Source organism: Micromonospora sp. NPDC049275 (assembly GCF_043197115.1).
Taxonomy (GTDB): Bacteria; Actinomycetota; Actinomycetes; order Mycobacteriales; family Micromonosporaceae; genus Micromonospora.
This window is the reverse complement of sequence record NZ_JBICSN010000003.1, coordinates 407259-431723: the sequence shown is the minus strand read 5'-3', so window position 1 is coordinate 431723 and position 24465 is coordinate 407259. Positions and strand designations below refer to the sequence as shown.

At 71.8% G+C, this 24465-nt stretch carries 20 protein-coding genes; 3 read left to right on the top strand and 17 right to left on the bottom strand.

Annotated elements, in window-relative coordinates; genetic code table 11:
• Positions 1 to 155: 155 nt before the first annotated feature.
• The gene (secA, locus tag ACGFIE_RS12465) at positions 156 to 3077 is read right to left on the bottom strand and encodes a preprotein translocase subunit SecA (RefSeq protein WP_393293906.1); all 2922 of its coding nucleotides are present in this window, start codon (positions 3075 to 3077) and stop codon (positions 156 to 158) included.
• Between the two features lie 168 nt (positions 3078 to 3245).
• Between secA and ACGFIE_RS12460 the strand changes: the two genes are divergently transcribed.
• Positions 3246 to 4397 (top strand): GNAT family N-acetyltransferase, encoded by a 1152-nt coding sequence (locus tag ACGFIE_RS12460; protein WP_393293904.1) that lies wholly within the window; start codon positions 3246 to 3248, stop codon positions 4395 to 4397.
• A complete protein-coding gene (locus tag ACGFIE_RS12455; RefSeq protein WP_393293902.1) occupies positions 4394 to 5506 on the top strand; it encodes a GNAT family N-acetyltransferase in 1113 nt (370 codons plus the stop codon). The genes ACGFIE_RS12460 and ACGFIE_RS12455 overlap by 4 nt, the downstream gene beginning before the upstream one ends.
• A 63-nt stretch (positions 5507 to 5569) precedes the next feature.
• Here ACGFIE_RS12455 and hpf read toward each other — a convergent pair whose 3' ends face one another.
• The 8 genes from hpf to efeU all read right to left on the bottom strand — a co-directional run bounded on the left by hpf (position 5570) and on the right by efeU (position 15129).
• The gene (gene hpf, locus ACGFIE_RS12450) at positions 5570 to 6202 is read right to left on the bottom strand and encodes a ribosome hibernation-promoting factor, HPF/YfiA family (RefSeq protein WP_393293900.1); all 633 of its coding nucleotides are present in this window, start codon (positions 6200 to 6202) and stop codon (positions 5570 to 5572) included.
• A 246-nt stretch (positions 6203 to 6448) separates the two neighbouring features.
• Positions 6449 to 7156 carry a ComF family protein gene (locus ACGFIE_RS12445; RefSeq protein WP_393293898.1) on the bottom strand — a complete coding sequence of 236 codons (708 nt, stop codon included), beginning with the start codon at positions 7154 to 7156 and terminating at the stop codon, positions 6449 to 6451.
• 4 nt (positions 7157 to 7160) lie between these two features.
• On the bottom strand, positions 7161 to 8978 hold the full coding sequence (locus ACGFIE_RS12440; protein WP_393293896.1) for an LpqB family beta-propeller domain-containing protein: 1818 nt from the start codon (positions 8976 to 8978) through the stop codon (positions 7161 to 7163).
• Complete coding sequence (mtrB, locus tag ACGFIE_RS12435) at positions 8975 to 10732, bottom strand: MtrAB system histidine kinase MtrB (RefSeq protein WP_393293894.1); 1758 nt, start codon at positions 10730 to 10732, stop codon at positions 8975 to 8977. The genes ACGFIE_RS12440 and mtrB overlap by 4 nt, the downstream gene beginning before the upstream one ends.
• 12 nt (positions 10733 to 10744) lie before the next feature.
• On the bottom strand, positions 10745 to 11434 hold the full coding sequence (gene mtrA / locus ACGFIE_RS12430; protein WP_007455837.1) for an MtrAB system response regulator MtrA: 690 nt from the start codon (positions 11432 to 11434) through the stop codon (positions 10745 to 10747).
• Between the two features lie 242 nt (positions 11435 to 11676).
• On the bottom strand, positions 11677 to 12954 hold the full coding sequence (gene efeB / locus ACGFIE_RS12425) for an iron uptake transporter deferrochelatase/peroxidase subunit (RefSeq protein ID WP_393293892.1): 1278 nt from the start codon (positions 12952 to 12954) through the stop codon (positions 11677 to 11679).
• 25 nt (positions 12955 to 12979) lie between these two features.
• On the bottom strand, positions 12980 to 14113 hold the full coding sequence (gene efeO / locus ACGFIE_RS12420; protein WP_393293890.1) for an iron uptake system protein EfeO: 1134 nt from the start codon (positions 14111 to 14113) through the stop codon (positions 12980 to 12982).
• A 23-nt stretch (positions 14114 to 14136) separates the two neighbouring features.
• On the bottom strand, positions 14137 to 15129 hold the full coding sequence (gene efeU / locus ACGFIE_RS12415) for an iron uptake transporter permease EfeU (protein ID WP_393293888.1): 993 nt from the start codon (positions 15127 to 15129) through the stop codon (positions 14137 to 14139).
• 168 nt (positions 15130 to 15297) lie between these two features.
• Between efeU and ACGFIE_RS12410 the strand changes: the two genes are divergently transcribed.
• Entirely contained in the window at positions 15298 to 15456 is a 159-nt protein-coding gene (locus tag ACGFIE_RS12410; protein ID WP_393293886.1) for a hypothetical protein, read from the top strand.
• 78 nt (positions 15457 to 15534) lie between these two features.
• On the opposite strand, the gene ahcY is transcribed toward ACGFIE_RS12410, so the two are convergent.
• The 8 genes from ahcY to ACGFIE_RS12370 all read right to left on the bottom strand — a co-directional run bounded on the left by ahcY (position 15535) and on the right by ACGFIE_RS12370 (position 24440).
• Positions 15535 to 17034 carry an adenosylhomocysteinase gene (gene ahcY / locus ACGFIE_RS12405; RefSeq protein ID WP_393293884.1) on the bottom strand — a complete coding sequence of 500 codons (1500 nt, stop codon included), beginning with the start codon at positions 17032 to 17034 and terminating at the stop codon, positions 15535 to 15537.
• A 263-nt stretch (positions 17035 to 17297) separates the two neighbouring features.
• The gene (gene manA, locus ACGFIE_RS12400; RefSeq protein ID WP_393293882.1) at positions 17298 to 18461 is read right to left on the bottom strand and encodes a mannose-6-phosphate isomerase, class I; all 1164 of its coding nucleotides are present in this window, start codon (positions 18459 to 18461) and stop codon (positions 17298 to 17300) included.
• 3 nt (positions 18462 to 18464) lie between these two features.
• Positions 18465 to 19472, bottom strand: coding sequence for a cation diffusion facilitator family transporter (locus ACGFIE_RS12395; RefSeq protein WP_393293880.1), 1008 nt, complete (start codon positions 19470 to 19472; stop codon positions 18465 to 18467).
• 58 nt (positions 19473 to 19530) lie between these two features.
• The gene (locus ACGFIE_RS12390; protein ID WP_363678717.1) at positions 19531 to 20730 is read right to left on the bottom strand and encodes an SIS domain-containing protein; all 1200 of its coding nucleotides are present in this window, start codon (positions 20728 to 20730) and stop codon (positions 19531 to 19533) included.
• Positions 20727 to 20912 (bottom strand): Trm112 family protein, encoded by a 186-nt coding sequence (locus tag ACGFIE_RS12385; protein WP_393293878.1) that lies wholly within the window; start codon positions 20910 to 20912, stop codon positions 20727 to 20729. Before ACGFIE_RS12385 ends, ACGFIE_RS12390 begins: the two co-directional genes overlap by 4 nt.
• A gap of 61 nt (positions 20913 to 20973) precedes the next feature.
• Complete coding sequence (locus ACGFIE_RS12380) at positions 20974 to 22359, bottom strand: phosphomannomutase/phosphoglucomutase (protein WP_363678715.1); 1386 nt, start codon at positions 22357 to 22359, stop codon at positions 20974 to 20976.
• 69 nt (positions 22360 to 22428) lie between these two features.
• Positions 22429 to 23484 (bottom strand): hypothetical protein, encoded by a 1056-nt coding sequence (locus ACGFIE_RS12375; RefSeq protein ID WP_393293876.1) that lies wholly within the window; start codon positions 23482 to 23484, stop codon positions 22429 to 22431.
• A 215-nt stretch (positions 23485 to 23699) separates the two neighbouring features.
• Positions 23700 to 24440: an endonuclease V gene (locus tag ACGFIE_RS12370; protein ID WP_393293875.1), complete on the bottom strand. Its 741-nt coding sequence runs from the start codon at positions 24438 to 24440 to the stop codon at positions 23700 to 23702.
• Positions 24441 to 24465: the final 25 nt, after the last annotated feature.

Genomic DNA, 24465 nt, shown 5'->3' with positions numbered 1-24465 from the left:
CCGGGCGCCAGGCGCCAGGCGCCTGTGGCGGGACACTGGACGCCGAGACGGCGGGCGCCAGGGCTCCAGACGCCGGACGTGGCTCGGGGTGCGGGAATGGAGACGCCGATGGGCCCCGGCCTCGGCGGCCAGGGCCCATCGGGACGTGCGATCGGTCAGTTGCCGCCGTTGGGGGCACCGTGGCAGCGCTTGTACTTGCGGCCCGAGCCACACGGGCACGGCGCGTTGCGGGAGGGGCCGGCGTCGGCCTGGTTGGGGACCGGCCGTCGGGACCCGGCGGTCGGGAGCGTCGGGCCACGCAGCCCGGAGGCAGGCCGCTGCGGGGCCGACGGGGCGTTCTGTCCGGGTGCCGCCGGCGCGCCCTGGGGCGGCCGGCCCACACCGAGCGCCGGTGCCTGCTGCTGCTCCTGCTCGATGCTGACGGCGCCGGGGCTGGCTTCACCGTCGATCGTCGGCGCCGAATACTGCAGGCCCCGCCGCTGCGGCGAGCGGTCGATACCCTTGGCGCGGATCTCGACCGGCTTGTCGAGCAGCGTGACCTCTTCCGAGTCGGCCGCCGGCTCCGGCTCGGTGACCTGGACGTCCACGTTGTAGAGGAAACCGACGGTCTCCTCCTTGATGCCCTCCATCATCGTGGCGAACATGTCGAAGCCCTCGCGCTGGTACTCCACCACCGGGTCGCGCTGGGCGTACGCCCGGAGGTTGATGCCCTCCTGGAGGTAGTCCATCTCGTAGAGGTGCTCGCGCCACTTGCGGTCGATGACCTGGAGCAGCACCATCCGCTCGAGCTGGCGTACGCCGTCCTCGCCGAGCTCCTCCTCGCGACGGTCGTACGCGGCGTTGGCGTCGTCCTTGAGGCGGGAGACCAGGAAGTCCGCGTCCATGCCGGCCCGGGAACCGCCGGCCTCCTCCTCCAGCTCCTCGATCGTCACGCCGACCGGGTAGAGCTGCTTGAGGCTGGACCAGAGCTGCTCCAGGTCCCAGTCCTCGCCGTAGCCCTCGGAGGTGGCACCTCGCACGTACGCCTCGACGGTGTCGTCGATCATGTTGCGGACCTGCTCGGACAGGTCCTCGCCGTTGAGCACCCGCAACCGCTCGGCGTAGACGACCTGGCGCTGCTTGTTGAGGACCTCGTCGTACTTCAGAACGTTCTTGCGGATCTCGGCGTTCTGGCCCTCGATCTGGGCCTGGGCGCTCTTGATCTGGCGGGTGACCATCTTCGACTCGATGGGCACGTCCTCCGGGATGTTGAAGCGCTCCATCACCGCCTCGACCGCGCCGGCCCGGAAGCGCCGCATCAGCTCGTCCTGCAGGGACAGGTAGAAGCGGGACTCGCCCGGGTCGCCCTGCCGGCCGGCGCGACCGCGCAGCTGGTTGTCGATCCGGCGGGACTCGTGCCGCTCGGTGCCCAGCACGTACAGGCCACCGGCGGCGGCGACCTCGTCCGCCTCGGCGTCGCAGGCCTGCTTCCAGGTGGGCAGGACCTCCTCCATCGCCTTGGCGTAGTCCTCCTCGTTCTCCAGCGGGTCGAGACCACGCTGGCGCAGCTCGTTGGCCGCGAGGAACTCGGGGTTGCCGCCGAGCAGGATGTCGGTGCCGCGGCCGGCCATGTTGGTGGCCACGGTGACCGCGCCCTTGCGCCCGGCCTGGGCGACGATCTCGGCCTCCCGGGCGTGGAACTTGGCGTTCAGCACGTTGTGCGGGATGCCGCGCCGGCGCAGCAACTGGGAGAGGATCTCCGAGTTTTCCACCGAGACGGTGCCGACCAGCACCGGCTGGCCCAGCTGGTGCCGCTCGGCGATGTCCTCGATGACGGCGTTGAACTTGGCCTTCTCGGTCTTGTAGATGACGTCCGGCCGGTCCTCGCGGACCATCGGGCGGTGCGTCGGGATGCTCACGACGCCGACCTTGTAGACCTTGTTGAACTCGCTCGCCTCGGTCTGCGCCGTACCGGTCATCCCGGACAGCTTGTTGTAGAGGCGGAAGTAGTTCTGGAGGGTGATGGTGGCCAGGGTCTGGTTCTCCTGCTTGATCTCCACCCCCTCCTTGGCCTCGATCGCCTGGTGCATGCCCTCGTTGTAGCGACGGCCGTGCAGGATACGACCGGTGAACTCGTCGACGATCAGGACCTCACCGTCGCTGACGATGTAGTCCTTGTCGCGCTTGTAGAGCTCCTTGGCCTTGATGGCGTTGTTGAGGTAGCCGACCAGCGGAGTGTTCACCGACTCGTACAGGTTGTCGATGCCGAGCCGGTCCTCGACCTTGGCGACGCCGCGCTCGGTGACCGCGATGGTGCGCTTGGAGTGGTCGACCTCGTAGTCGCCCTCGCCGTCGGTGCCGGGCTGGAGCCGGGCCACGACGCCTGCGAACTCGCCGTACCAGCGGGCCGAGTGCTCGGCCGGGCCGGAGATGATCAGCGGGGTGCGCGCCTCGTCGATCAGGATGGAGTCGACCTCGTCGACCACCGCGAAGTTGTGGCCTCGCTGGACCAGCTCGTCCTTCGACCAGGCCATGTTGTCGCGAAGGTAGTCGAAGCCGAACTCGTTGTTGGTGCCGTAGGTGATGTCGCACTCGTAGGCGGCCTTGTGCTCGGTGGCCGGCCGGTTGGGCAGCACCACGCCGACTGTCAACCCGAGGAACTCGTGCACGCGACCCATCCAGGCCGCGTCGCGCTGGGCGAGGTAGTCGTTGACGGTGACCACGTGCACGCCGTCGCCGGAGAGCGCGTTGAGGTAGACGGCCATGACCGAGGTCAGCGTCTTTCCCTCACCGGTCTTCATCTCGGCGATGTTGCCGAAGTGCAGTGCGGCGCCGCCCATCACCTGGACGTCGTACGGCCGCTGGCCGAGCACCCGGGCGGCCGCCTCGCGGGCCACCGCGAACGCCTCCGGCAGCAGGTCGTCGAGGGTCTCACCGTCGGCGAGCCGCTCCCGGAACTGCTCGGTCATGCCGCGCAGCTCCTCGTCGGTGAGGTTGACGTAGTCGTCCTCGATCGAGCTGACGGCGGCGGCGATGGCCTTGAGCCGGCGCACCATGCGGCCCTCGCCCGCATTAAGGACCTTTTCCAGAATCGACACGGATCAACGCTCCCCTAGACAGTCTCGAACCATCGTAGGCGCAACATCGGCGCGATGGTCACTGGTGGCGGCGGTCCGCTCCGCCGAACCCGACATAACTCGCGCACGGGATGCGCCCGGGACGTTATCCGGTTACGCCTTCGGCGAACGTTCCGGCACGATGCACGGGTGGAACCTGTGGAGATCGTCGAAGACGGCGTGCTGCTGCGACCCTGGCGGGAGGACGACGCCGACGGCGTACACCGCGCCTGCCAGGATCGGGACATTCAGCGTTGGACTACCGTACCGCGCCCATACCTTCGCGAACACGCCCACGGTTTCGTCACCGAGCTGAGCGGGCGGGCCTGGGCGGACGGCACCGGGGCGCCGTTCGCGGTCTGCGACGCGGCCACCGGCGAGCTGCTCGGCTCGTGCGGGCTGATCTCCATCGATCGTGCCGGCACCGGTGAGATCGGCTACTGGACGGCTCCCTGGGCACGCGGGCGGGGCGTGACCGTCCGGGCCACCCGGGCGGTCGCCCGCTGGTCCTTCGAGAAGCTGGGGCTGCGCCGGCTGCTCTGGCAGGCCGAGGTGGGTAATCACGCCTCCCGCCTGGTCGCGCTGCGGGCCGGGTTCCGGATCGACGGCCGGGTCCGGTCGGCCGAGACCGCGCCGCACAACGGCGCGGACACCTGGATCGGCTCGCTGCTGCCCGGCGAGGTGCCCGAACCCGGAGCGACCCGGCCGGCCGGCCCGGGCACCCTGGCCGCTCGCCGGGCCGCCGTCTTCGGCCGCCCACAGCCGACACTGTTCGCCACCTCGGCGACCGGTGAGCTGCGGCTGCGGCCGATGGAGGAGCGGGATCTGGATGCTGTGGTGCAGACCTGCCGGGACCCGGAGTCGATCCGGTGGACCACCATCCCGGATCCGTACGACCGCGCCGACGCGCAGGGGTACCGGGCCTTCGGCCAGAGCAACTGGGCCCGGGGGGACGCCGCCTGCTTCGTGATCGCCGATCCGGACGACAGGTACGTCGGCTCCCTGGACCTGCGGCTCTCCCCCGCCGACCCGCTGCTCGCGGACGTGGGCTTCATGACCGCCCCGGCGGCCCGGGGCCGGGGGTACATGCCGGCCGCCCTGGTCGCGCTGGCCGCCTGGGGCTTCACCACGCTGGGCCTGGCCCGGATCGAGTGGAAGGCGAACGTGGGCAACACCGCGTCCCGACGGGCCGCCGAGAAGGCGGGCTTCACGGTCGAGGGGACCGCCCGAGGCGGTGTCCAGCACCGGGGTGAACGGGTCGACGCGTGGGTGGCAGCGCTGCTCGCCGGGGATCTGTCATGAACCCGCAGCAGGTCGTCGAGGCGCACGGGGTGCGGCTGCGGCCGTTTGCGGCCGGCGACATCGCGGACCTGGTCGAGGGCTGCGCGGACCCGCTCAGCCAACGGTTCGTGTCCAGCATGCCGACCCCGTACACCGAGGTCGACGCCCACTGGTGGGTCGAGGCCGGCGCACCGGCGGTCTGGGCCGGCGGCGGCGCCGCGTACGCCATCGCCGACCCGGCCACCGACCGGCTGCTCGGCGGGGTCGGGTTGAGCAACCCGGTGCCCGGCCGGAGCCAGGCGGAGATCGGCTACTGGCTGCGGCCGGCGGCGCGGGGACGCGGAGTGGCCACGGCCGCGACCCGCGCGTTGAGCGAACACGCCTTCGACGCCGGCACGCTCCGGCTGGAGCTGCTCACCGAGCCGCAGAACGCGGCCAGCCAGCGGGTCGCGCTGGCCGCCGGTTTCCGCTACGAGGGCCTGCGGCGGTCGGGCGGGCAGCGCCGGGACGGCGGCCGGCACGATCTGCTGACCTGGGTACGCCTCGCCGACGACCCACCCGGCCCGACGGCCCGGCTGCTGCCCGACCTGCCCGATGGGGTGCTCACCGATCAGGTGGTGGCGTTGCGCCGCCTCGCGCCGGACGACGCGGAGATGATGTACGGGCTGCACAGCCGGCCGGAGGTGGTCGCCAACCAGGCCCCGCCGGTGCCGCCGACACGGGAGTCGATCGAGCGGCGCTGTCGGCTGGCGGAGAGCGCGTGGCTGACCGGCGACATCGCCCGGCTGCTGATCGTCGACGTGGCGAGCGGGGAGCCGGCGGGCAGTTGCGGCCTGTCGTACACGGAGGTGAGCAGCGGTGAGGGCTCGATCGGCTACGCGCTGCTGCCGGAGTGGCGGGGGCGGGGGTACGCCACCCGTGCGGTGCGGCTGCTCGCCGGCTGGGCGTTCGGCCCGGCCGGTTTCGCCCGGCTGACCGCAGGCACCGTGCCGGAGAACACCGCCTCGCACCGCGTGCTGGAGCGGGTCGGCTTCCAGCGTGAGGCCCTGCAACGTGGTCGCCTGCCCGGTCTGGCGGGCGCTCGCCTCGACGACCTGACGTTCGCCCTCCTGCCGACCGAGGTGCGCTGACGACGCACGGGGTTGCGGCGGTCGCCCGCCACAACCCCGTGCTCGACGCGGGTCAGGGACACCTCACGTGTCGAGGGAGATGATGCCGTAGTCGTAGGCGTGGCGTCGGTAGACGACGCTGGGGCGGCCGGTTTCCTTGTCCTGGAACAGGTAGAAGTCGTGGCCGACAAGCTCCATCTGGAACAGGGCGTCGTCGATCGTCATGGGCTCCGCCGGGTGCACCTTCTCCCGGGCGATGTGCCACGGCTGGTCCTGCTCCTCCTCGACCCGTTCCGCGACGGCGGTGCCGGCGCGGGCACCCGCGCCCGACGCGGACAGCGGGGCGGCCACCAGGTCCGTGACCGGCAGGTCGGCGGTGGCGGCGGCGACGGAGATCGGGGCGTGCCGACCACGGTGTACGCGGCGGCGGTCCGCCGCGCGGCGCAGCCGGGTGTCGAGCTTCGCGATGGCGGCGTCGAGCGCGCTGTAGAAATCGTTCGTGCAGGCCTCGGCCCGAATCACCGGGCCGCGGGAAACGCACGTGATCTCCACCCGCTGGCAGTGATCGGCCTGGCGCGGATTGCGCTCGTGAAACAGCTCGACATCGATGCGGATAATCTTGTGGTCGTAGCGTTCGACCTTGGCGAGTTTCTCGGCTACGTGTACCCGGTAATGGTCCGGCACTTCGACGTTGCGGCCCTTGACCACGATGTCCACGTGACCTCCCTTGTTCGGACGTCTTCGATCCGGTTTTCCCGGTCGCGCGCCGTGGGGAGACCCGCTGGCGTCGACCGGTTGGTACGGCTACGCCTCCTCTCACCGCCGGGGGCGGGATGGAACGACCTCCTACCCCGGACAGCGAAACGCTAACTCCTGTTCGCCCGGCAGTCACCCCATGTCGCCAAGACCGCCCAGAATTTTTCGCACCTCATACACCAATGGGTGAAACGGAAACACTGTCGGTTACAAGTGGTGTCTTTTCTCGGTCGCGGCGAGCACCGCTGCGACACCGGGTGGCCAGCCGCTCGCGGTCAGCACCCGGGCCGCCGCGGCCAGGGTCACGCCTGTGGTGACGATGTCGTCCAGCAGCACCACGACGGGTGCGCCGCCCGCCCGGCCACGCCCACCCGACGCGCCGGCGCGCGGTCGAAACGCCGCCTCGGCCGCTGCGGCGCGGCCCGCGCTGTCCAGTGTCACCGAGTCCGGTCGGGGCAGCGCGCGCAGCGGACGGCGCACCCGCGCCGGCCAGCCGCCCCGACGGAGCCGGCTCGCGCAGTGTCGAGCCAACCGGTCCAGGTGGTCGCCGTAGCGGGCTCGGGCCGCCGCGGCGGTGTCGGGCACGGGCACCAACTCCAGCGGGCGGACCTCGCCGACCGCCGTCACGACCACCTCGGCCAGCAGCGCGCCCAGCGGACGGGCCAGACCGTGCCGGCCGTGCTCCTTGTACGCCAGCAGTGCCTCCCGCAGTGGACCGGCGTACGGGCCGAGGGCGACGCAGGGCGGCAGCCCCGGCGGGGCGGGAGTGGGACGGACCGGCCGGGGACGCAGCGCGCCCAGCGCCGTCACGCAGGCGGGGCAGAACCCGTGCCGCAGGACGGGGTGACGCTCCCGGCAGCCGGCGCAGTCCGCGGGGAGGACCAGGTCGGCGAGATCCGCCCAGAGCCCACCCACGGCGTCAGAAGAGGAAGAACGGGGCCGACGGGTTGCTCGGGCGGACCCCCGCCGGTGGCGGGGGGACGTCCCGCACACGCTCCGGCTCGATCCGTTCGAACGGGCTGCTGCGGTACGCCACCTTGTTCGCCTCGCACATGTACGCCCCGGTGGGCACGCGCACGCGGCGGTTGCTGGGGTACGCCGTCAGGTGGTTGACCTTCGCGCCCACGTCGGTGCGCAGCGGCGTCTCCAGAGCGCCGTCCACGCTGATCTCGTAGATCGCCGGCTGGCCGGCCGACCCGGCCACCACCAGCCGATCCTCCCCGATCCAGTCCACCGCGGTCGGGCCGGTCAACGAGGTGGCCAGGGCCCGGGGCGGGCCGACCGACATCCCGCTCCCGGCGCCGTCCAGGTTGATCGCCGCGACGTAGAGCCGCCCGCCGGCGATCAACGCGATCCGCTGGCCGTCCAGCGCGGCGGCGACCGCGGTGACCTGCGGTGAGGGCAGGTTGAGCGGCACCTCCGACATCCGGGCGGCCTCGTCGAAGCGGTAGAGGTGGCCGTTGGCCACCACGAGCCCCTGCGCCGGGCGCGAGTCGACGGTACGCAGCCACACCGGGCGGCTGATCGAGGCGTACTCCGTGCTGCTGCGGTTGAGCGCGGCCACCGTGGTCGCGCCGGTGCCCACGGCGAGTCGCTGCCGGTTCTTGCCGCTGGTCACCACCATCGCGGCGAGAATCTGGTCGGTACCCCGCGCGAGGCCGGCGGACACGATGTTGCGGTTGACCTCGGCCGTCAGGGGCACCACGCCGCTGGGCTCGCCGACGAAGTCGAGCGGGCGGATCGCGCCCTCGTAGACGCCGAACCGCTGCGGGCTCTCCCGGACCGGGTAGAGGGGTTTGGCCACCCGGCGCTCGTTGAGATCCTGCACGGGCTGCGAGTTGTTGCGGATCTTCAACTCCAGCTCGCCCGGCAGGTCGCCCAACGACCAGGCGAGCTGGGTGATCACCTGGTCGACCCGGCTCTGGTCGTCGCCGGACATGTCCAGGTTGACCTCCCAGCGGTTGTTCGCGCCGGTGGCGTTGTTGATCAGCTCGGTGCCGTCGGGCAGGCCGACGACGCCCGGCCGCAGCCAGTCGGACGGGCCACCGACAAGCCAGCGCACGACCTCGTTGACCCGGCGCTCGTCCGGTACGGCCAACGGCAGGTAGCGCTGGTCGGGCACCAGCCGGGTGCGGTCGGCACTCCAGAAGTAGATCGACTCGTCCTGGTAGTACTGCTGAAGGGCGACGTCACTGAGCAGCAGCACGTTCGGCGGGTCGAGGACGTACTGGCCGGCCCGTTCGTCGTTGTCGGCCCCACCGAGCGAGGCGCTGCGCAGCCGGAACTCGTACTGCGTCTCGGTCGCCACCGGGGGCGCCAGGGTGCCGTTGGTACGCAGCACACCGATCTGCTGCACCGAGATCCGGACGGTGGTGGTCGAGTCGCTGTTGAAGGTGAAGACCGTCTCCCGCAGCCGCACCACGGTCAGGGCGACCTCGCTGCCCTTCTTGTCCTGCAGGCGGGGCTTGTGCTCCGGGGCGACGAACGCCTTCACCCGCTCGTACGCCCGATCCGGCTCACCGGCGGCGGCGGACAGGAAGTTTCGCACGAACGCGTCGTTGTCGCTGCCGCTGGCCGTACGCGATGGTGGTTCGCTGCGGCGACCGTTGTCCGACCCGGCCTCGGTCGCCGTGCCGGCCTTGCCGTCCACCCGTACGTCGGACGATGCCGGGATGCCGCAGCCGGCGCTGAGGAGCAGTGCCGCGCCGACGGCGCACAGCAGTGGCCGGGCCCTCATGAGCGCACCTCCGCCCGCTCGCCGTCCCCGGCCGACGCCGGCCCGATCGCCAGCGCTCCACCGGTGCCCGGCCCGATGGCCAGCGGACCGCCGTCGCGGGGGCCGCCGAACGGCAGCGCCGCGTCGGCGGGCACCAGTCGCAGCGGCGACGTGGTGAGCCGGTCACCGGCGCGGGCCGGCAGGGTGAGCCGGAACTGGGCGCCCTGGCCGGGCGCTCCCCAGGCTTCCAGCCAGCCGCCGTGCAGGCGGGCGTCCTCCAGGCTGATCGACAGACCCAGCCCGGTCCCGCCGGTCTGCCGGGCCCGGGACGGGTCCGCCCGCCAGAACCTGTTGAACACCAGCTTCTCCTCGCCCACCTTCAGCCCCACCCCGTGGTCGCGGACGGTGATCGCCACGGCGGTCTCGTCGATGCCCAGGGTGATCAGCACCGGCCGGGCCTCGCCGTGCTCGACGGCGTTGCCGACCAGGTTGCGCAGCACCCGCTCGACCCGGCGGGGGTCGACCTCGGCGATCACCGGCGTGGTCGGCAGGTCCAGTTCGATAGGGACGCCCACCCGCTCGGCCAGGCCGGCCAGCCGGTCGACGACCCGGTGCACGACCGGCACCAGGTCGGTCGGCTCGGCGTCCAACATGGCGAAGCCCGCGTCGAACCGGCTGATCTCCAACAGGTCGGTGAGCAGCTCCTCGAAGCGGTCCAGCTCGGCCTGGAGCAGCTCGGCGCTGCGGGCCACCGCCGGGTCGAACTCGTCGCGTTCGGCGAAGATCAGGTCGGCGGCCATCCGGACCGTGGTCAACGGGGTCCGCAGTTCGTGCGACACGTCGGAGGTGAACCGGCGCTGCAACCGGGACATCTCCTCCAGGCGCAGGATCTGCCGTTGCAGGTTGGTCGCCATCTGGTTGAACGAGGCGGCCAGCAGCGCGAGGTCGTCCTCGCCGTTGACCACCATCCGCTGGTCGAGGAGGCCGGCGGAGAGCCGCTGGGCGGTACGCGCGGCGACCCGCACCGGGTTTACCACCAGCCGGGTGACCAGGGCGGCGAGCAGCCCCAGCAGGACCACCAGGGCGAAGCCGGTGGCGACGACTGTCGCTCGGGCGTCCGCGGCGGTTTTGTCCTGCCGGGTCAGCGGCACGAGGTAGTAGAGCTCGATCTGCCCGAAGCGGGTCGGCACCGGCGAGCCGTAGACCAGGTATTTGGTCGGCTCGCCGGTGAGCCGACCGGTCTGGATCTGGCTGGCCACCTTGCCGCTGGCGACCGCGGCCCGCAGCTCCTTGCTGATCAGGGGCTGGACGTTGGCCGCCGGCGCGGTGCGAGTCTGGATCATGGTGGGATAGTCGGCGGCGGTGATGGCCACCACCACGCCACTGGTCTGCTGGGGGTCGCCGCCGGCCAGGTAGTTGACCGTGTCGTCGATGGTCTCCTGAAGCTGCGCCTCCTGCGGCTGGCCGTAGAGGGAGACCTGCTTGGCCGCGTAGCCGGCGCCGCCCTTGACCCGCAACTGGACGTCGGTGCGGGCGCTGTCGAGCAGGATCGTCGTGATCTTGTCGGCGATCAGGTAGGCGAACCCGCCCACCAGCAGGCTGGAGGCGACAAGCGTGATGGTGACCACCCGGACCTGGAGCGAACGGCGCCAGGTCTGATGCACCCGGGCCACCAGCCGTGCGCCCCGGCCACTCAGCGCGCGCCACAGGTCCCGACCGGCGTTGAGCCGGCGGGCTGTCGTGGTCTGGGGGTGCGGGGGCGGCGAGGTCGACACAGTGTGACCAGGCTATCCGGTGCCCGCCTTGTAGCCCACGCCCCGCACGGTGAGGATGATTTCTGGCCGCTCCGGGTCTGGCTCGATCTTGGCGCGCAGGCGCTGCACATGCACGTTGACCAGCCGGGTGTCGGCCGCGTGCCGGTAGCCCCAGACCTGCTCCAGCAGCACCTCGCGGGTGAAGACCTGACGCGGCTTGCGGGCGAGCGCGACCAGCAGGTCGAACTCCAACGGCGTCAGCTTCACCTCCTCGTCGTTGCGGCTCACGGTGTGGGCCGGCACGTCGATGGTGATCTGGTTGCCGGGCGGGCCGATGGTCAGCATCTCCGGCGCCACATCCTCGCCACGGCGCAACCGGGCCCGCATCCGGGCCACCAGCTCCTTGGGCTTGAACGGCTTGACCACGTAGTCGTCGGCGCCGGACTCCAAGCCGAGGACGACGTCCACGGTGTCGCTCTTGGCGGTCAGCATGACGATCGGCACGCCGGACTCGGCACGGATCGACCGCGCCACGTCTATACCACTCATTCCAGGCAACATGAGGTCGAGCAGGACGATGTCCGGCCGACTGTCACGAAATGCGGCCAACGCCCGCTCGCCGTCGGCCACGAACGAGGGCAGGAAACCCTCGCTGCGCAGCACGATGCCGAGCATTTCGGCGAGTGCGGGGTCGTCGTCGACCACCAGTACCCGGGCTCTCATGGGATTAATATTGCATCCCCGTTCAGTTCGGTGGGACCGGCGTCACCCGGCACGGGATAGCGCCGCCGGGAAACCAGTCACCGCGACCCGCGGCGGCGGCGCCACGGGGTGCGAGGGCCGGCACAGGGATCGGCCGGTTGTCACCATGATCCCCCCTCGGCGCCGTCCGGCGCCACCGCAGCCCCCGGCCGGTCGTGCTGTCGCGATCCGGACGCGGGCCGCCGCCGCGATCGCGCTGGCGCTCAGCCGAAGAGCGCCCGGCCCCAGTGGTCCCCACCGTCGCGCACTCCGGGAGGGCAGGCGAACAGGCCGCTGGAGACGTGCCGCAGATATTCGTTCATCACGTCGTGGCGGGCCAGTTGGGTCTGGATCGGCACGAACTGCCGGCGCGGATCCCGCTGGTAGGCGATGAAGAAGAGGCCGGCGTCGAGCCGGCCGAGACCGTCCGAGCCGTCGACGAAGTTGTAGCCCCGCCGCAGCAGTTGCGCGCCGTTGTTCCTGCTCGGGTGGGCCAGGGCGACGTGGGCGTGCTCGGGGATCAGCGGCTTGCCGTCGTCACCGCGTGCCGCGAAGTCCGGCTCGTCGAATTCCTTGCTGCTCCCGAGAGGGGCGCCGCTGCCCTTGGTCCGCCCGACGATCTCCTCCTGCTCGGCCAGCGACGTCCGGTCCCAGGTCTCCACGAGCATCCGGATCTTGCGGGTGACCAGGTACGACCCACCGGTCATCCAGTCCGGCCCGTCGCCCGGCTGCACCCACAACTGGTCGCGGAGCCTGTCGGTCTCCTCGGCCTTGAGGTTGGCCGTGCCGTCCTTGAAACCGAACAGGTTGCGGGCGGTCGCCTGGTCCCGGGATGTCGACGACGTACGGCCGAAGCCGAGCTGCGACCAGCGGACGCTGACCACCCCCATGCCGATCCGCGCCAGGTTGCGGATCGCGTGCACCGCCACCTGGGGGTCGTTGGCGCAGGCCTGCACACACAGGTCGCCGCCGGAGATCGGGGCCTGCAAGGCGTCACCGGGGAACTTGGGCAGCTCGGCCAGGGCGGCCGGACGGCGGTCGGCGATGCCGAACCGGTCCCGGCCGTCGGCGTCGCGGAACAGCGTCGGGCCGAAGCCGATGGTCAGGGTGAGCTGCGACGGTGGGAGGCCGAGCGCCTCACCTGTGTCGTCCGGCGGGGCCTCCGGCATGCCACCGACCGCGCCGAGCACCCCGGCGTCGCGGCCGGCCGTCATGCGGGCGGCGGCGGCCGACCACTCCTCGAGCATCTCGACCAGGCGGGCCCGGTCCTTGGTGATCACGTCGAAGGCGACGAAGTGCAGCCGGTCCTGAGCCGGGGTGACGATGCCGGCCTGGTGCTCACCGAAGAACGGCACCGCGCCCGCCGGGTGGTCGCTGGCGGCCGCCGGGCCACGGGAGTCGCCGACCAGCGCGCCCGCGCCGGCGGCCACGCCGGCGACGCCGGCCACCCCCGCACCGGCGAGCGTGATGGCCCGCCGGCGCGTCAACCTGCTTGCGCTCATCGACTCGACTCCCCCTGCGTTCCGGTCACTTGGCGACGACTGCGGCGACCTTGCTGATCGGCTCGGCGAGCGCGTTGATGCCGTCGGAGAGCTCCTTGAGCTCGTCCTTGCTCAACGCGGTGTGCAGCTTCCACCCGTCGCCGTCGCGGTGCTTGCCGAGCTGCGCCTCGACGTTCGCGAACTCGGTGTCGAGCTGCTTGACCAGCTCCGGCGAGCGCTGCTCCAGCGCGGGCCGGAGGGCGGACAGCGCCGCCTTGGAACCTTCCAGGTTGGCGGCGAAGTCCCACAGGTCGGTGTGCGAGTAGCGGTCCTCCTCGCCGGTGATCTTGCCGCTGGCGACCTCGTCGAGCAGCTCCTTCGCGCCGTTGGCGAGCTGCAGCGGGGAGAGCTTCTCGGCGTTCGCCTTCGCCACGATCTCCTTGACGTCGACAAGCAGCCGGTCCGCGATCGGGCCGTCCTTGCTGACGTCGCCGGACTGCCAGAGGTCCTTCTCGATCCGGTGGAAGCCGGTGAACTCCATCCCCTCCTCGATGACCTCCTCGCGGCCGTCGATCTTGGGGTCGAGGTCGCCGAAGATCTCGGCCACCGGCTCGATCCGCTCCCAGTAGGTGCGCGCGACCGGGTAGAGGGTCTTGGCCTTCGCCACGTCGCCGGCCTTCACGGCGGCGACGAACTCCTCGGTCTTCTCCAGCAGCGCGTCGGTCTGGCTCTTGACGTAGCGCTGGTAGTTGTCGGTGGCTCCGGCCAGGGCGGCGTCGGCGGTCAGCGGCTGCGCCGACCCGCTGACCTTGAGCGCGCCCCGGATGCCCTTGCCGCTCATACCCGGCTTGCAGGCCGTCTCGTAGGTTCCGGCGGGCAGCTCGACGTGCAGCTCACGGCTCAGCCCGGGGGCGATGTTCTCCACCTCGCCCATCACCCGGTCACCGGAGGCGTACACGTAGAACTCGGTGACCTTCGCGCCCGAGTTGGTGATCTTGAAGTTGGCGGTACCGGCGCCGAGGTCGGTCGTGCCGACCTCGCAGGCGGTGTCGGTGGCCTTGACCACGATCGGGCCGCCGGCCGCGCCCGCCTCATCCTTCTTGGAGTCGGAGCACGCGGCGACGCCGGCCGTCGCCAGCACGCCGGCAGCGGCCAGCGCGAAGAATCGGGTGGTACGCATCTGAGCTGTCTCTCCTCGTGGGGTCAGGCACGCTGCGGCGCGGATGCCGCCTCGGCCTCGGCCTCGGCCTCGGCGCCGGTGTCGGCCCCGCGCTCGGTGGTGGTCGTGGGGTCCGGCGACGTCGACCCGGCCGGCGACGCCGCGACGGCCGGGGCCGGTTCCGGCGCGGAGGGCGCGGCCGGCGACGCGGTGGCCGCGGCCGGTGCGGGGGTACGCCGGGTCGGGCGCAGGAAGAGCAGGAGGACGGGCACGGCGTACCCGATCCAGGCGATCGTCTCCAGCACGGTGGGCGCGGGGGTCACGTTGAACATCCCGGCCAGCAGCGCCGCGTACCAGGTGGTCGGGTCGAGCGCGCCCGTGATGTCGAAGGCCAGGTCGTTGAGGCCGGGCAGGACACCGGACTCCTGGAAGTCGTGCACGCCGTACTTGAGGATGCCGGCGGCGACCAGGATCAGCAGCGCGCCGGTCCAGGTGAAGAACTTGCTGAGGTTGATCCGCAGGGCGCTTGCGTACAGCAGCACGCCGAGCACCACGGCGGTGACGATGCCGCCGATCAGCGCGAGCAGCGGCCCGCTGTCGCCGGCCGCGCCCTGGGCGGCCGAGTAGAAGATCAGCGCGGTTTCCAGGCCCTCCCGGATCACCGCGAGGAAGGCCATTCCGGCGACGGCGACCGACCCCACGGCCAGCGCCTCGGTGAGCCTGCCGCGCAACTCGCCCGCGATGGTGCGAGCCGCTTTGCGCATCCAGAAAATCATCCACGTGACGAACACCACGGCCGCGACGGAGGTGATCGCCTCGAACAGCTCGCGGTCCTCGGAGCGGGACAGCAGCGAGGTCGACGTGTACTCGATGAGCCAGCCGAAGAGCACGGAGAGCACCACGGCCAGGCCGACGCCCGCCCACACCTGGGGCAACCGGTCCCGGCGCTGCGACTTCACCAGGAAGGCGACCAGGATGCTGACCACCAGGGTCGCTTCCAGGCCTTCCCGCAGGCCGATCAGGTACGTGGCGAACATCCGGGCTCCGTGTTCATTAGGCACGCCTCAGCTAACTTAGGGCAGCCATACCTTCCTCCAGTTCAGGAGCCTCGTCAAGTCGTTCATGACAAGCTCACTCTCGCTGTGACCTGGGCTTGCGCGGCCGTCATGAGCCGGTAACCGGCCGAGCGTGGGAGGATCCCTGCCGTGAAGGCTTTCCTGCCGTGGCTGGCGGTGCTCGCCGTGGTGCTGCTGCTCAGCGCGCTGCGCCTGCGGGCACTGGCCACCGTCGTGTCTCTGGGCTGGTTGGCCTGGTGCGCGTGGACGTGGTTCCGCCCCCGCAGCCGCGGCTCCCGATCCGGCTGACCCGACCGCGTCCCGCCCCGGCGGGAACGACGAACCGGGCCGGCTGCGAACAGCCGACCCGGTGCGAAGAGACGTCGATCAGTAGCGGTAGTGGTCCGGCTTGAACGGCCCCTCCTGGGAGACCCCCAGGTACGCGGCCTGCTCCTTGGTGAGCGTGCTCAGCTTGGCGCCGAGCGCGCCCAGGTGCAGGCGGGCCACCTTCTCGTCCAGGTGCTTGGGCAGCACGTAGACGCCGACCGGGTACTCCTCGGTCTTGGTGAACAGCTCGATCTGGGCGATCGTCTGGTTGGCGAACGAGTTCGACATCACGAAGCTCGGGTGCCCGGTCGCGTTGCCCAGGTTGAGCAGACGCCCCTCGGACAGCACGATGATGGCGTGCCCGTCGGCGAAGCGCCACAGGTCGACCTGCGGCTTGATGTTGATCCGCTCGACGTCGGAGCGCTTGGCCAGGCCGGCCATGTCGATCTCGTTGTCGAAGTGGCCGATGTTGCCAACGATGGCCTGGTGCTTCATCCGGGCCATGTGCTCGTTGGTGATGACGTCGAAGCAGCCGGTGGCGGTGATGAAGATGTCCGCCTGCTCGACAACGTCGTCCAGGGTCGCGACCTGGTAGCCGTCCATCGCGGCCTGCAGAGCGCAGATCGGGTCGACCTCGGTCACCACGACCCGGGCGCCCTGCCCGCGCAGCGACTCGGCGCAGCCCTTGCCCACGTCGCCGTAGCCCATCACGACGGCCATCTTGCCGCCGATCAGGACGTCGGTGGCCCGGTTGATGCCGTCGATGAGGGAGTGGCGGCAGCCGTACTTGTTGTCGAACTTGCTCTTCGTCACCGAGTCGTTGACGTTGATGGCCGGGAAGAGCAGCGTGCCGGCGCGGTGCATCTCGTAGAGGCGGTGCACGCCGGTGGTGGTCTCCTCGGTGACACCCTTGATGCCGGCGGAGATCCGGGTCCAGCGCTGGCCGTCCTCGGCGAGCGAGCGGTGCAGCAGCTCGAGGATGACCCCGTACTCCTCGGAGTCGGCGGACTCGACCGGCGGCACGACGCCCGCCTTCTCGAACTCGGCGCCCTTGTGGACCAGCAGGGTGGCGTCGCCGCCGTCATCGAGGATCATGTTCGGCCCGTGTCCGTCGGGCCAGGCGAGCACCTGCTCGGTGCACCACCAGTACTCCGGCAGCGTCTCGCCCTTCCACGCGTACACCGGGACGCCGGCGGGGGCGTCGGGGGTGCCGTTCGGGCCGACGACGATCGCGGCGGCGGCGTGGTCCTGGGTGGAGAAGATGTTGCAGGACGCCCAGCGAACCTGCGCGCCGAGGGCGACCAGCGTCTCGATCAGGACGGCGGTCTGGATGGTCATGTGCAGCGAGCCGGTGATCCGCGCGCCGGCGAGCGGCTGGGCGTCGGCGAACTCTCGCCGGATCGCCATCAGGCCGGGCATCTCGTGCTCGGCGAGCTGGATCTCCTTGCGCCCGAACTCGGCGAGCGACAGATCCGCCACCTTGAAGTCGCCCTCGGCGAGCGTGCTCGGCCGGGCCTCGGACGGCGTGCCGCTGGCGGCCGCCGGGAGGGTGCTGGTCATGAAAGCTCCTGTCGAACGATGTCTGCGCCGATCCTCCACCTTACGCGGGTTGACGCCGGGCGCCGGGGGACGGGATGCGGACAGCGCACGGGGCGGTCGGTGGTGGACAGACCCGCTGCCCACTGCCGCCGCCCCGTGCATCCCCCCGGTTTGGTTCCCCGCACGTTGCCGGACCGTCGTCGCGATAACGCTGCGTACTCATAGAGTCACATTCAGCCAGGGGCACGTCAAGCTATTCCGGGAAAGTCGGACTTGTGGCGAGCTCAGCGCAGCCCCGACGTCGCCACGTACGCCTCGCCGTCGCCCCCGACCCGCAGCGGCTCGCCGGCCGCCGTGCCGATCGCCGCCTCGCCGGACACCAGCGTCAGCGCACCCGCCCCGTCGTCGACCGTGACCGAGCCCGCACCGCAGAGCACCACCCGGGGGCCGGGCAGCGACAGGGTGACCTCCGGCACGGAGGCGTCGACCCGCACCCGGTGCAGCGCGAAATCGTCCACCGGCACCGGCCAGCAGTCCACCCCCGGGCCGACCGGCTGCGCGGCACGTACCGGCTCGTCGAGGACCTCGAAGCGCAGCACCCGCAGCAGCTCGTCCACGTCCACCCGCTTCGGGGTCAGACCCCCGCGCAGCACGTTGTCGCTGGCCGCCATGATCTCCACGCCGCAGCCGCTCAGGTAGGCGTGCAGGTTGCCTGCTGGCATCCAGATCGCCTCCCCCGGCACCAGCCGCAGGTGATGCAGCAACAGCGCCACAAGCACGCCGGGGTCGCCCGGATAGAAGGCCGCCAGCCGGTGGGCCAGGTCCGCGTCCGGGCCGTCGGCCGCCGACGCCAGGACGCCGCGCAGCAGCCCGTCGCGCTGGGCGACCGGCCAGCCGAGCAGCGTCCGCACCGCCGTGGCCAGCCCCGCCGGCCCGGCCCGCAGCGCGGCGACCACAGGCGCCAACTCCGGTACGCCGAACGCGGCGAGCGCCTCCGCCGACTCCAGCGGCTCCCGGAAGCCGCACAGCGCCTCGAACGGGGTGAGCGCGACAAGCAACTCCGGCTTGTGGTGCGGGTCGGAGTAGGTGCGCTCCTCCACGGGCCGACAGGCCTCCGCCGCGAAACCCATCCGGGCCTGCTCGGCGTCCGGGTGCGCCTGCAGGCTCAGCGGCGCGTCGGCGGCGAGGACCTTGAGCAGGAACGGCAGCCGGGCGCCGAACCGGTCGGCCACCCGCTGGCCCAGCCACTGCCCCGGCTCGTCGCGCACCAGGTCACAGAGGCTCACCCGCAGGCCGGCGCGCTCCACGCTGGCCGGGGCGCCCGGGTGGGCGCCCAGCCACAGCTCCGCCTCCGGACCGGTGCTCGGCACCGGTCGGCCCTGCAACATGGCGATGGCTGAGCGGGACCCCCACGCGTAGTCCCGGATCGGTCCGTAGAGCGGTTCCACAGGTCAGCCCCCGGGCCGCCCGACCGCCTCGCCCGACACGTCCTCGGGCTGCGGTACGGCGGTGTCGGCGGCGGCACCGGTGCCGGCCGCCGCGGCGGCCGCGCTGTAGATGTCCGGCTCCAGGTAGATCACCCGGGCGATCGGCACGGCGGTGCGGATCCGCGCCTCCACGGTGTTGATGCCGCGGGCCAGCTCCTGGGCGCTCTCGCAGGCCGGCACCCCGATCTTCGCGGCCACCATCAGCTCTTCCGGGCCCAGGTAGAGCGTCTTCATGTGGATGATCCGCTCCACCTCGGGACCCTCGGTGATGGCCCGCTCGATGGCGTCCAGGTCCTGCTGCTCGGCGCCCTCACCGAGCAGCAGGCTCTTGGTCTCGATGGCCAGCACGATGGCGATGACCACCAGCAGGACACCGATCATCGCGGTGCCGGCCGCGTCCCACCTGCCGTTGCCGGTGATCAGCGTCATGCCGACGCCGAAAAGCGCGAAGACCAGACCGACAAGCGCGCCAAAGTCCTCCAGGAGCACCACCGGCAGCTCCGGCGCCTTGGCCCGCCTGATGAAACGCACCCAGGACTGCTTGCCCCGGATGTGGTTGGACTCCTTGATGGCCGTCCGGAAGGAGAACGACTCCATGGCGATCGCCGCCAGCAGCACCGCCACCGGAAGCCACTGCCACTCGGTGATGCCCTCCGCGTGCGACCACTTGTGGTACGCCTCGTAGAGGGCGAACAGCCCGCCGATGCTGAACAGCACGATCGACACGATGAACGCGTAGATGTAGCGCTCCCGGCCGTACCCGAAGGGGTGTTCCGGGGTTGCGGCGCGCTTCGCCCGTTTCCCGCCGAGCAGCAGCAGACCCTGGTTGCCGGAGTCGGCGACCGAGTGGACCGCCTCGGCCAGCATCGACGAGGAGCCGGAGAGCAGGAACGCGATGAACTTGGTGACGGCGATGCCGATGTTGGCCAGCAGGGCGGCGACGATCGCCTTCGTCCCGCCGTTCGCGCTCACGCTGCCACTCCGCTTCGCGTCGTGGTGACGTCCGTGACGCGCCGCGCCCTGCGTACGTTCACTGGTTCGACAGCTCCTTCATCTCGGTGATGGCCGGAACGGCCATCGGGTCCAATCCGTGTGCCAGAGCAAGATAGATCGAGGCGAAGTCCGGTACGGCGATCAGTGAGGCCAGCCGCTCCAGAGCCGACCCACCCTCGGCGGTCACCACGTCGCAGCGCACACCACGGCGCTCGGCGAGGGTCTGCACCGCGTCCGCGCGGCGCTCCTCGACCGCGAGCGGCTCGTCCGTGTCGTCCTCGGCGTTGAGCCCGCCGTCGCGCAGCAGGACCAGCCGCAGCCGGGTGCCCTCGCCGTCGTCGTCCTCCGCCCGGTCGGCGAAGATGTCCCGCTCACCCTCGGCCAGGCCGCCGAAGACGCCGTCCAGCAGCCCGACCCGGCCCCGTCCGGCCTCACCCAACGCCCCGGTGACCACCGGATAGCGGGCGTTTGCGGACAGGGTGTCGCCGAACCGGCGAGCCGCCACGGTGGCCAGCGGGGACGAACCCCAGACGATCGGGATCGAGCCGGCCAGGCCCAGCGCCAGCGACTTGGCCGGGTTGACGAACGACTCGGCGGCGGAGCGGCAGCGGTCGGCGTCCGCGTCGAGCCGGGCCGCCGTCTCCGCCAGATCCGCCTCGTTGACCTTCACCAGCCCGAGCGAGCGCGCCGCGAGCAGGACCGGCACGGTGAGCGCCCAGAGGCTGGCGCGAGCCGGCGCGCGTCGCGGCACCGGGATGAACGGCGCGCGGGCCCGCTCGGCCACCGACTGCAACTGCGAATCAGGAGCACCCACCGCGACCAGCCGGGCGCCGCGACGGTGCGCGGCCTCGGCGGCGCCCAACGCCTCCGGGCTCCGACCGGAAGCGCTCACCGCGATCACCACGTCGGCGGCGCCCACCCAACCGGGCACGCCCGCGCTGCGGTGCCCGATGATCGGGACCGGGCAGCGCGGCCCGGCGACAGTGGCCAGCACGTCACCGGTACGCCCGGCGGTGCCGATGCCCGCGATCACCACGGCCCGGGGCCGCCCGTCGTCGGCGAGCACCGCAAGGTTCGCCTCGGCGGCCAACGCGGCGCTCTCGCGCACCTGCGCGCCGCCCGAGGCGGTGTGCCGCAGCATGCCGCCCGGGTCGTGCTCGGCCAGCGCGTCCGGGTTGTCGAGCAGGGCCTCGTCGGCGTCGCGACGCCCACTGACCCCGGCCGTACCGTCGATCATGAGGGCTGCCCCGGGCCGCCGCGCGCCTCGTCGAGCAGCAGCACCGGCACGTCGTCGCGGACCTCGAAGATCCGGCCGCACTCCGTGCAGGTCAACGTCTGCGCCTGGGCGTCGTAGGTGAGCGGGGCGTGGTGCGTGTCCGGGCAGGCAAGGATCTCGAGCAACTGCGGATCCAGGGCCATGGCGCGGCTCCTTCCACGAGTGCGGGGTCACCGGCGGCGGTGCCGACCGGCGCAGGCGATCTTATCGGCGAACGCGGTCGAGCACCTCGTCCCGCAGCGATACCATCCGCTCGCGGGTGGGCGCCTCGACGTTGAGCCGCAGCAACGGCTCGGTGTTGGAGGCACGCAGGTTGAACCAGGCGCCGTCGGAGAAACGCAGTGTGAGCCCGTCCATCTCGTCGGCCGTCGCGTCCGGGTACGCGGCACGCACCTCGGCCACCGCTGCGGCCTGGTCGGCGACCGTCGAGTTGATCTCACCGGAGGCGATGTAGCGCTCGTACTCGCCGGCCAGCACGGACAGCGGCAGCGACTGCTCGCCCAGGGCGGCCAGGGTGTGCATCGCGGCGAGCATCCCGGTGTCGGCGAACCAGAAGTCCCGGAAGTAGTAGTGCGCGGAGTGCTCGCCACCGAAGACGGCGTTCGTACGGGCCATCTCGGCCTTGATGAAGGAGTGCCCGACGCGGGCGACCACGGGCTCCCCACCGTGCTCGCGGATGATCTCCGCGACCGCGCTGGAGGTGATCAGACCGTGGATCACCGTGGAGCCCGGGTGCTTGGCCAGCTCCCGTGCCGCGACCAGCGCGGTGATCGCCGACGGCGAGACCGGCTCGCCGCGCTCGTCCACCACGAAGCACCTGTCGGCGTCCCCGTCGAAGGCCAGCCCGATGTCGGCGCCGTGCTCGACCACGGCACGCTGGAGGTCGACCAGGTTCGCCGGGTCCAGCGGGTTCGCCTCGTGATTGGGGAAGGTGCCGTCCAGCTCGAAGTAGAGCGGCACGATCTCCAACGGCAGGGCCGACAGGGCGACGTCGCCGAGGACGGTGGGGACGGTGAAGCCACCCATCCCGTTGCCGGCGTCGACCACCACCTTCAACGGCCGGATGCCGGAGAGGTCGACCAGCTTGCGCAGGTACGCGGCGTAGTCGGGAAGCAGGTCCCGTCGCTCGGCCGGCCGGGTCGGCTCACCCGCCGGACGCGACGCTCCCGAGTCCAACAGGGCCTGCGCCCGCTCCCGGATCTCCGCCAGTCCGCTGGCCTGGCCGATCGGTCGGGCGCCGGAGCGGCACATCTTGATGCCGTTGTACTGCGCGGGATTGTGACTGGCCGTGAACATCGCCCCGGGCAGGTCGAGCGACCCGGAGGCGAAGTAGAGCAGGTCGGTGGAGGCGAGCCCGATCTCGATCACGGAGCGGCCCTCGGCCCGAACCCCGGCCGCGAAGGCGGCGGCCAGGCCGGGCGAGCTGGCCCGCATGTCGTACCCGATGACGACCGCGTCGCCGGGCTCGTCAGTGCTGTTGAGCAGCTGGGTGAATGCGGCTCCGAGCGCCTCCGCGGCCCGTTCGTCCCACTGGTCCGGCACCGTCCCACGGACGTCGTAGGCCTTCACAATTTGGGACAGATCAGACACTAGTTTCGCTCCTTGGCCGCAGGTTACCAACGAACCTGAGCGTATCGGAGCGCCCGGGCCCGACCCCGCTCAGCCAGGGAGCCGGGGCATGAACACGGTGTGATCGCCGCCGTCGGGCGGCTGGGGCGGGTCACCGGGCAGCGGCCGGGCACCCGGACCAGCCGGCGCACCCGGCATCGGTTGCGTGGCGTCCGGGCTCGGCGTCGTAGGTCGCGCTCCGTAGACCCCGCCGGCGGGACGGGGCAGAGGCACCTGGCCGGCGGCCGGCGGCTGCTGGCCGTACACCGGGCCGGGTTGACCGGGCACGGCCGGCGACCCACCCCCGGAGCGGTAGGTGGTGCCACCGGGGTTTCCCGGCAGCGGGCCCGGCGCGTCGGCCGTCGTGCGGTCCTTCCGGGAGCGGCGCACCAGCAGCACGATGAGCAGCAGGCCGACCACCACCATCGCGATGCCGAAGAACATGATCGGCGAACCACCGCCGGACTCGGCGGCCACCGCGGTCGGGCTGGGCGCGGCGGACGTAGGGCCTGCCGCGGCCGGGTTCACCACCTCGCTGGCCGCCGCGACCTCGGTCGGGCTTGGGGTCGGGGTCGGCTTCTTCGACGGCGTCGGGGTGGGCGACGGGGAGAGCCGCGCGGTGACCTTCGCCGTGTCGGCGCCGTGCCCCAGCTGCTGGCCGGTCGCGGTGAGACCCACACCTGTCACGGAGAGCCGGCCGCCCGGCGCGTCGGCGGCGAACGCCACCCGGTACCGCACGGTGATGCCCTTGCCCTTGCACAGGGTCGGCTTCGCCGGCGAGGTCTGTTGAGTCTGCACGGTGCCACCACCGCCGCCGACGGCCACCGGGAACCAGCGCCCGCCCGCGTTCACCTGGACAGTCACCTGGCTCGGCTGGAGACCTTCGAGGCGCAGACCCAGGGCGGTACGCAGCAGGACGCAGCCGCCGGAGCGCTTGCGCACCGCGACGTTCACCCCCTGGGCCGAGCCGCCGGCGGCGAAGCTGCTGGCCGCCCCCACGCGGACCGAGTCGCCGTCGGCAAGCGCTGGTGACGCACCGAGCAGCACCAGGCCGACCAGCAGACCGCAGACCGTCGCGAGCCGTGCCGCGCGTCGACGCACCGTCATGATCACCTCACCGTTCCTCCCCGGGTGGGGTCCGCGGGCCAGGCTACTACCGGGCCACCCCCGCCACTGGTCATAGAGCGGCCCGCATGTGTGCCGCGTTACGGTTTGCGGCGCTGGTCGCGCGCCGGCGAGCCTCTGCCTTGATCCACTCGGTATCGGTGAAGTCGGGGTGTCCGAGGCCGTGCGACACCCCGATTTCGCCGACGTCGAGTCGATCACGCGCGACGCGGGCCGCTGGGCGCCTCGCCCGATCCGTCCCGGTCGGACGGTGCCGTCCGAGCGAGCGTGTCCCGACAGAGCCGGTCGGCCGTCCGGGTCGTCTCGGGAAGGCGGTAGCGCGGAGTCAGCGCCAGCACCTGCGCTGTCGCGTTGTCCAGGCTCATCCGGTGGCCGACGCTCACGAAGACCGGCTTCACCCCGGCCTGGGTGCGCAACACCCGGCCCACGACCTCGTCCCCGTCCCGCAGCGCCGACCAGGCGCCCCGGTCGACCGGCGGCGGCGCCCACGCACCGACCAGCGGCGTCTTGCCCACCCCGATCGCCGGCAGTCCGGTGACCACCCCGAGGTGACAGGCGAGCCCGAACCGACGCGGATGGGCCACGCCGTGTCCGTCGCAGACGAGCAGGTCCGGGATGGTCGTCAACGTGTCCAGCGCGGCGAGCAGAGCGGGCAGCTCACGGAAGGCGAACAGCCCCGGCACGTAGTCGAACGCGGGCCGGCCCACACTGACGGCCGAATCCACCACGGCCAGCGTCCGGGCGTCCAGCACGGTAACGGCCGCCGCGAGGAGGTCACCGCTCTCGGCGTACGCCACGTCCAGGCCGGCCACCGTCGCGGGCGTGGCCGGACCCGGCCCGACCAGGTCGGCGAGCGGCCGCAACTCCTCCTGTACGGCCACCGCCTCGGCCACACTGCGCGGGACGTACCTCCGGTCCGATGCTGATCCACCGGTCATGAGCGCCCACCTTGATCCACTCGAC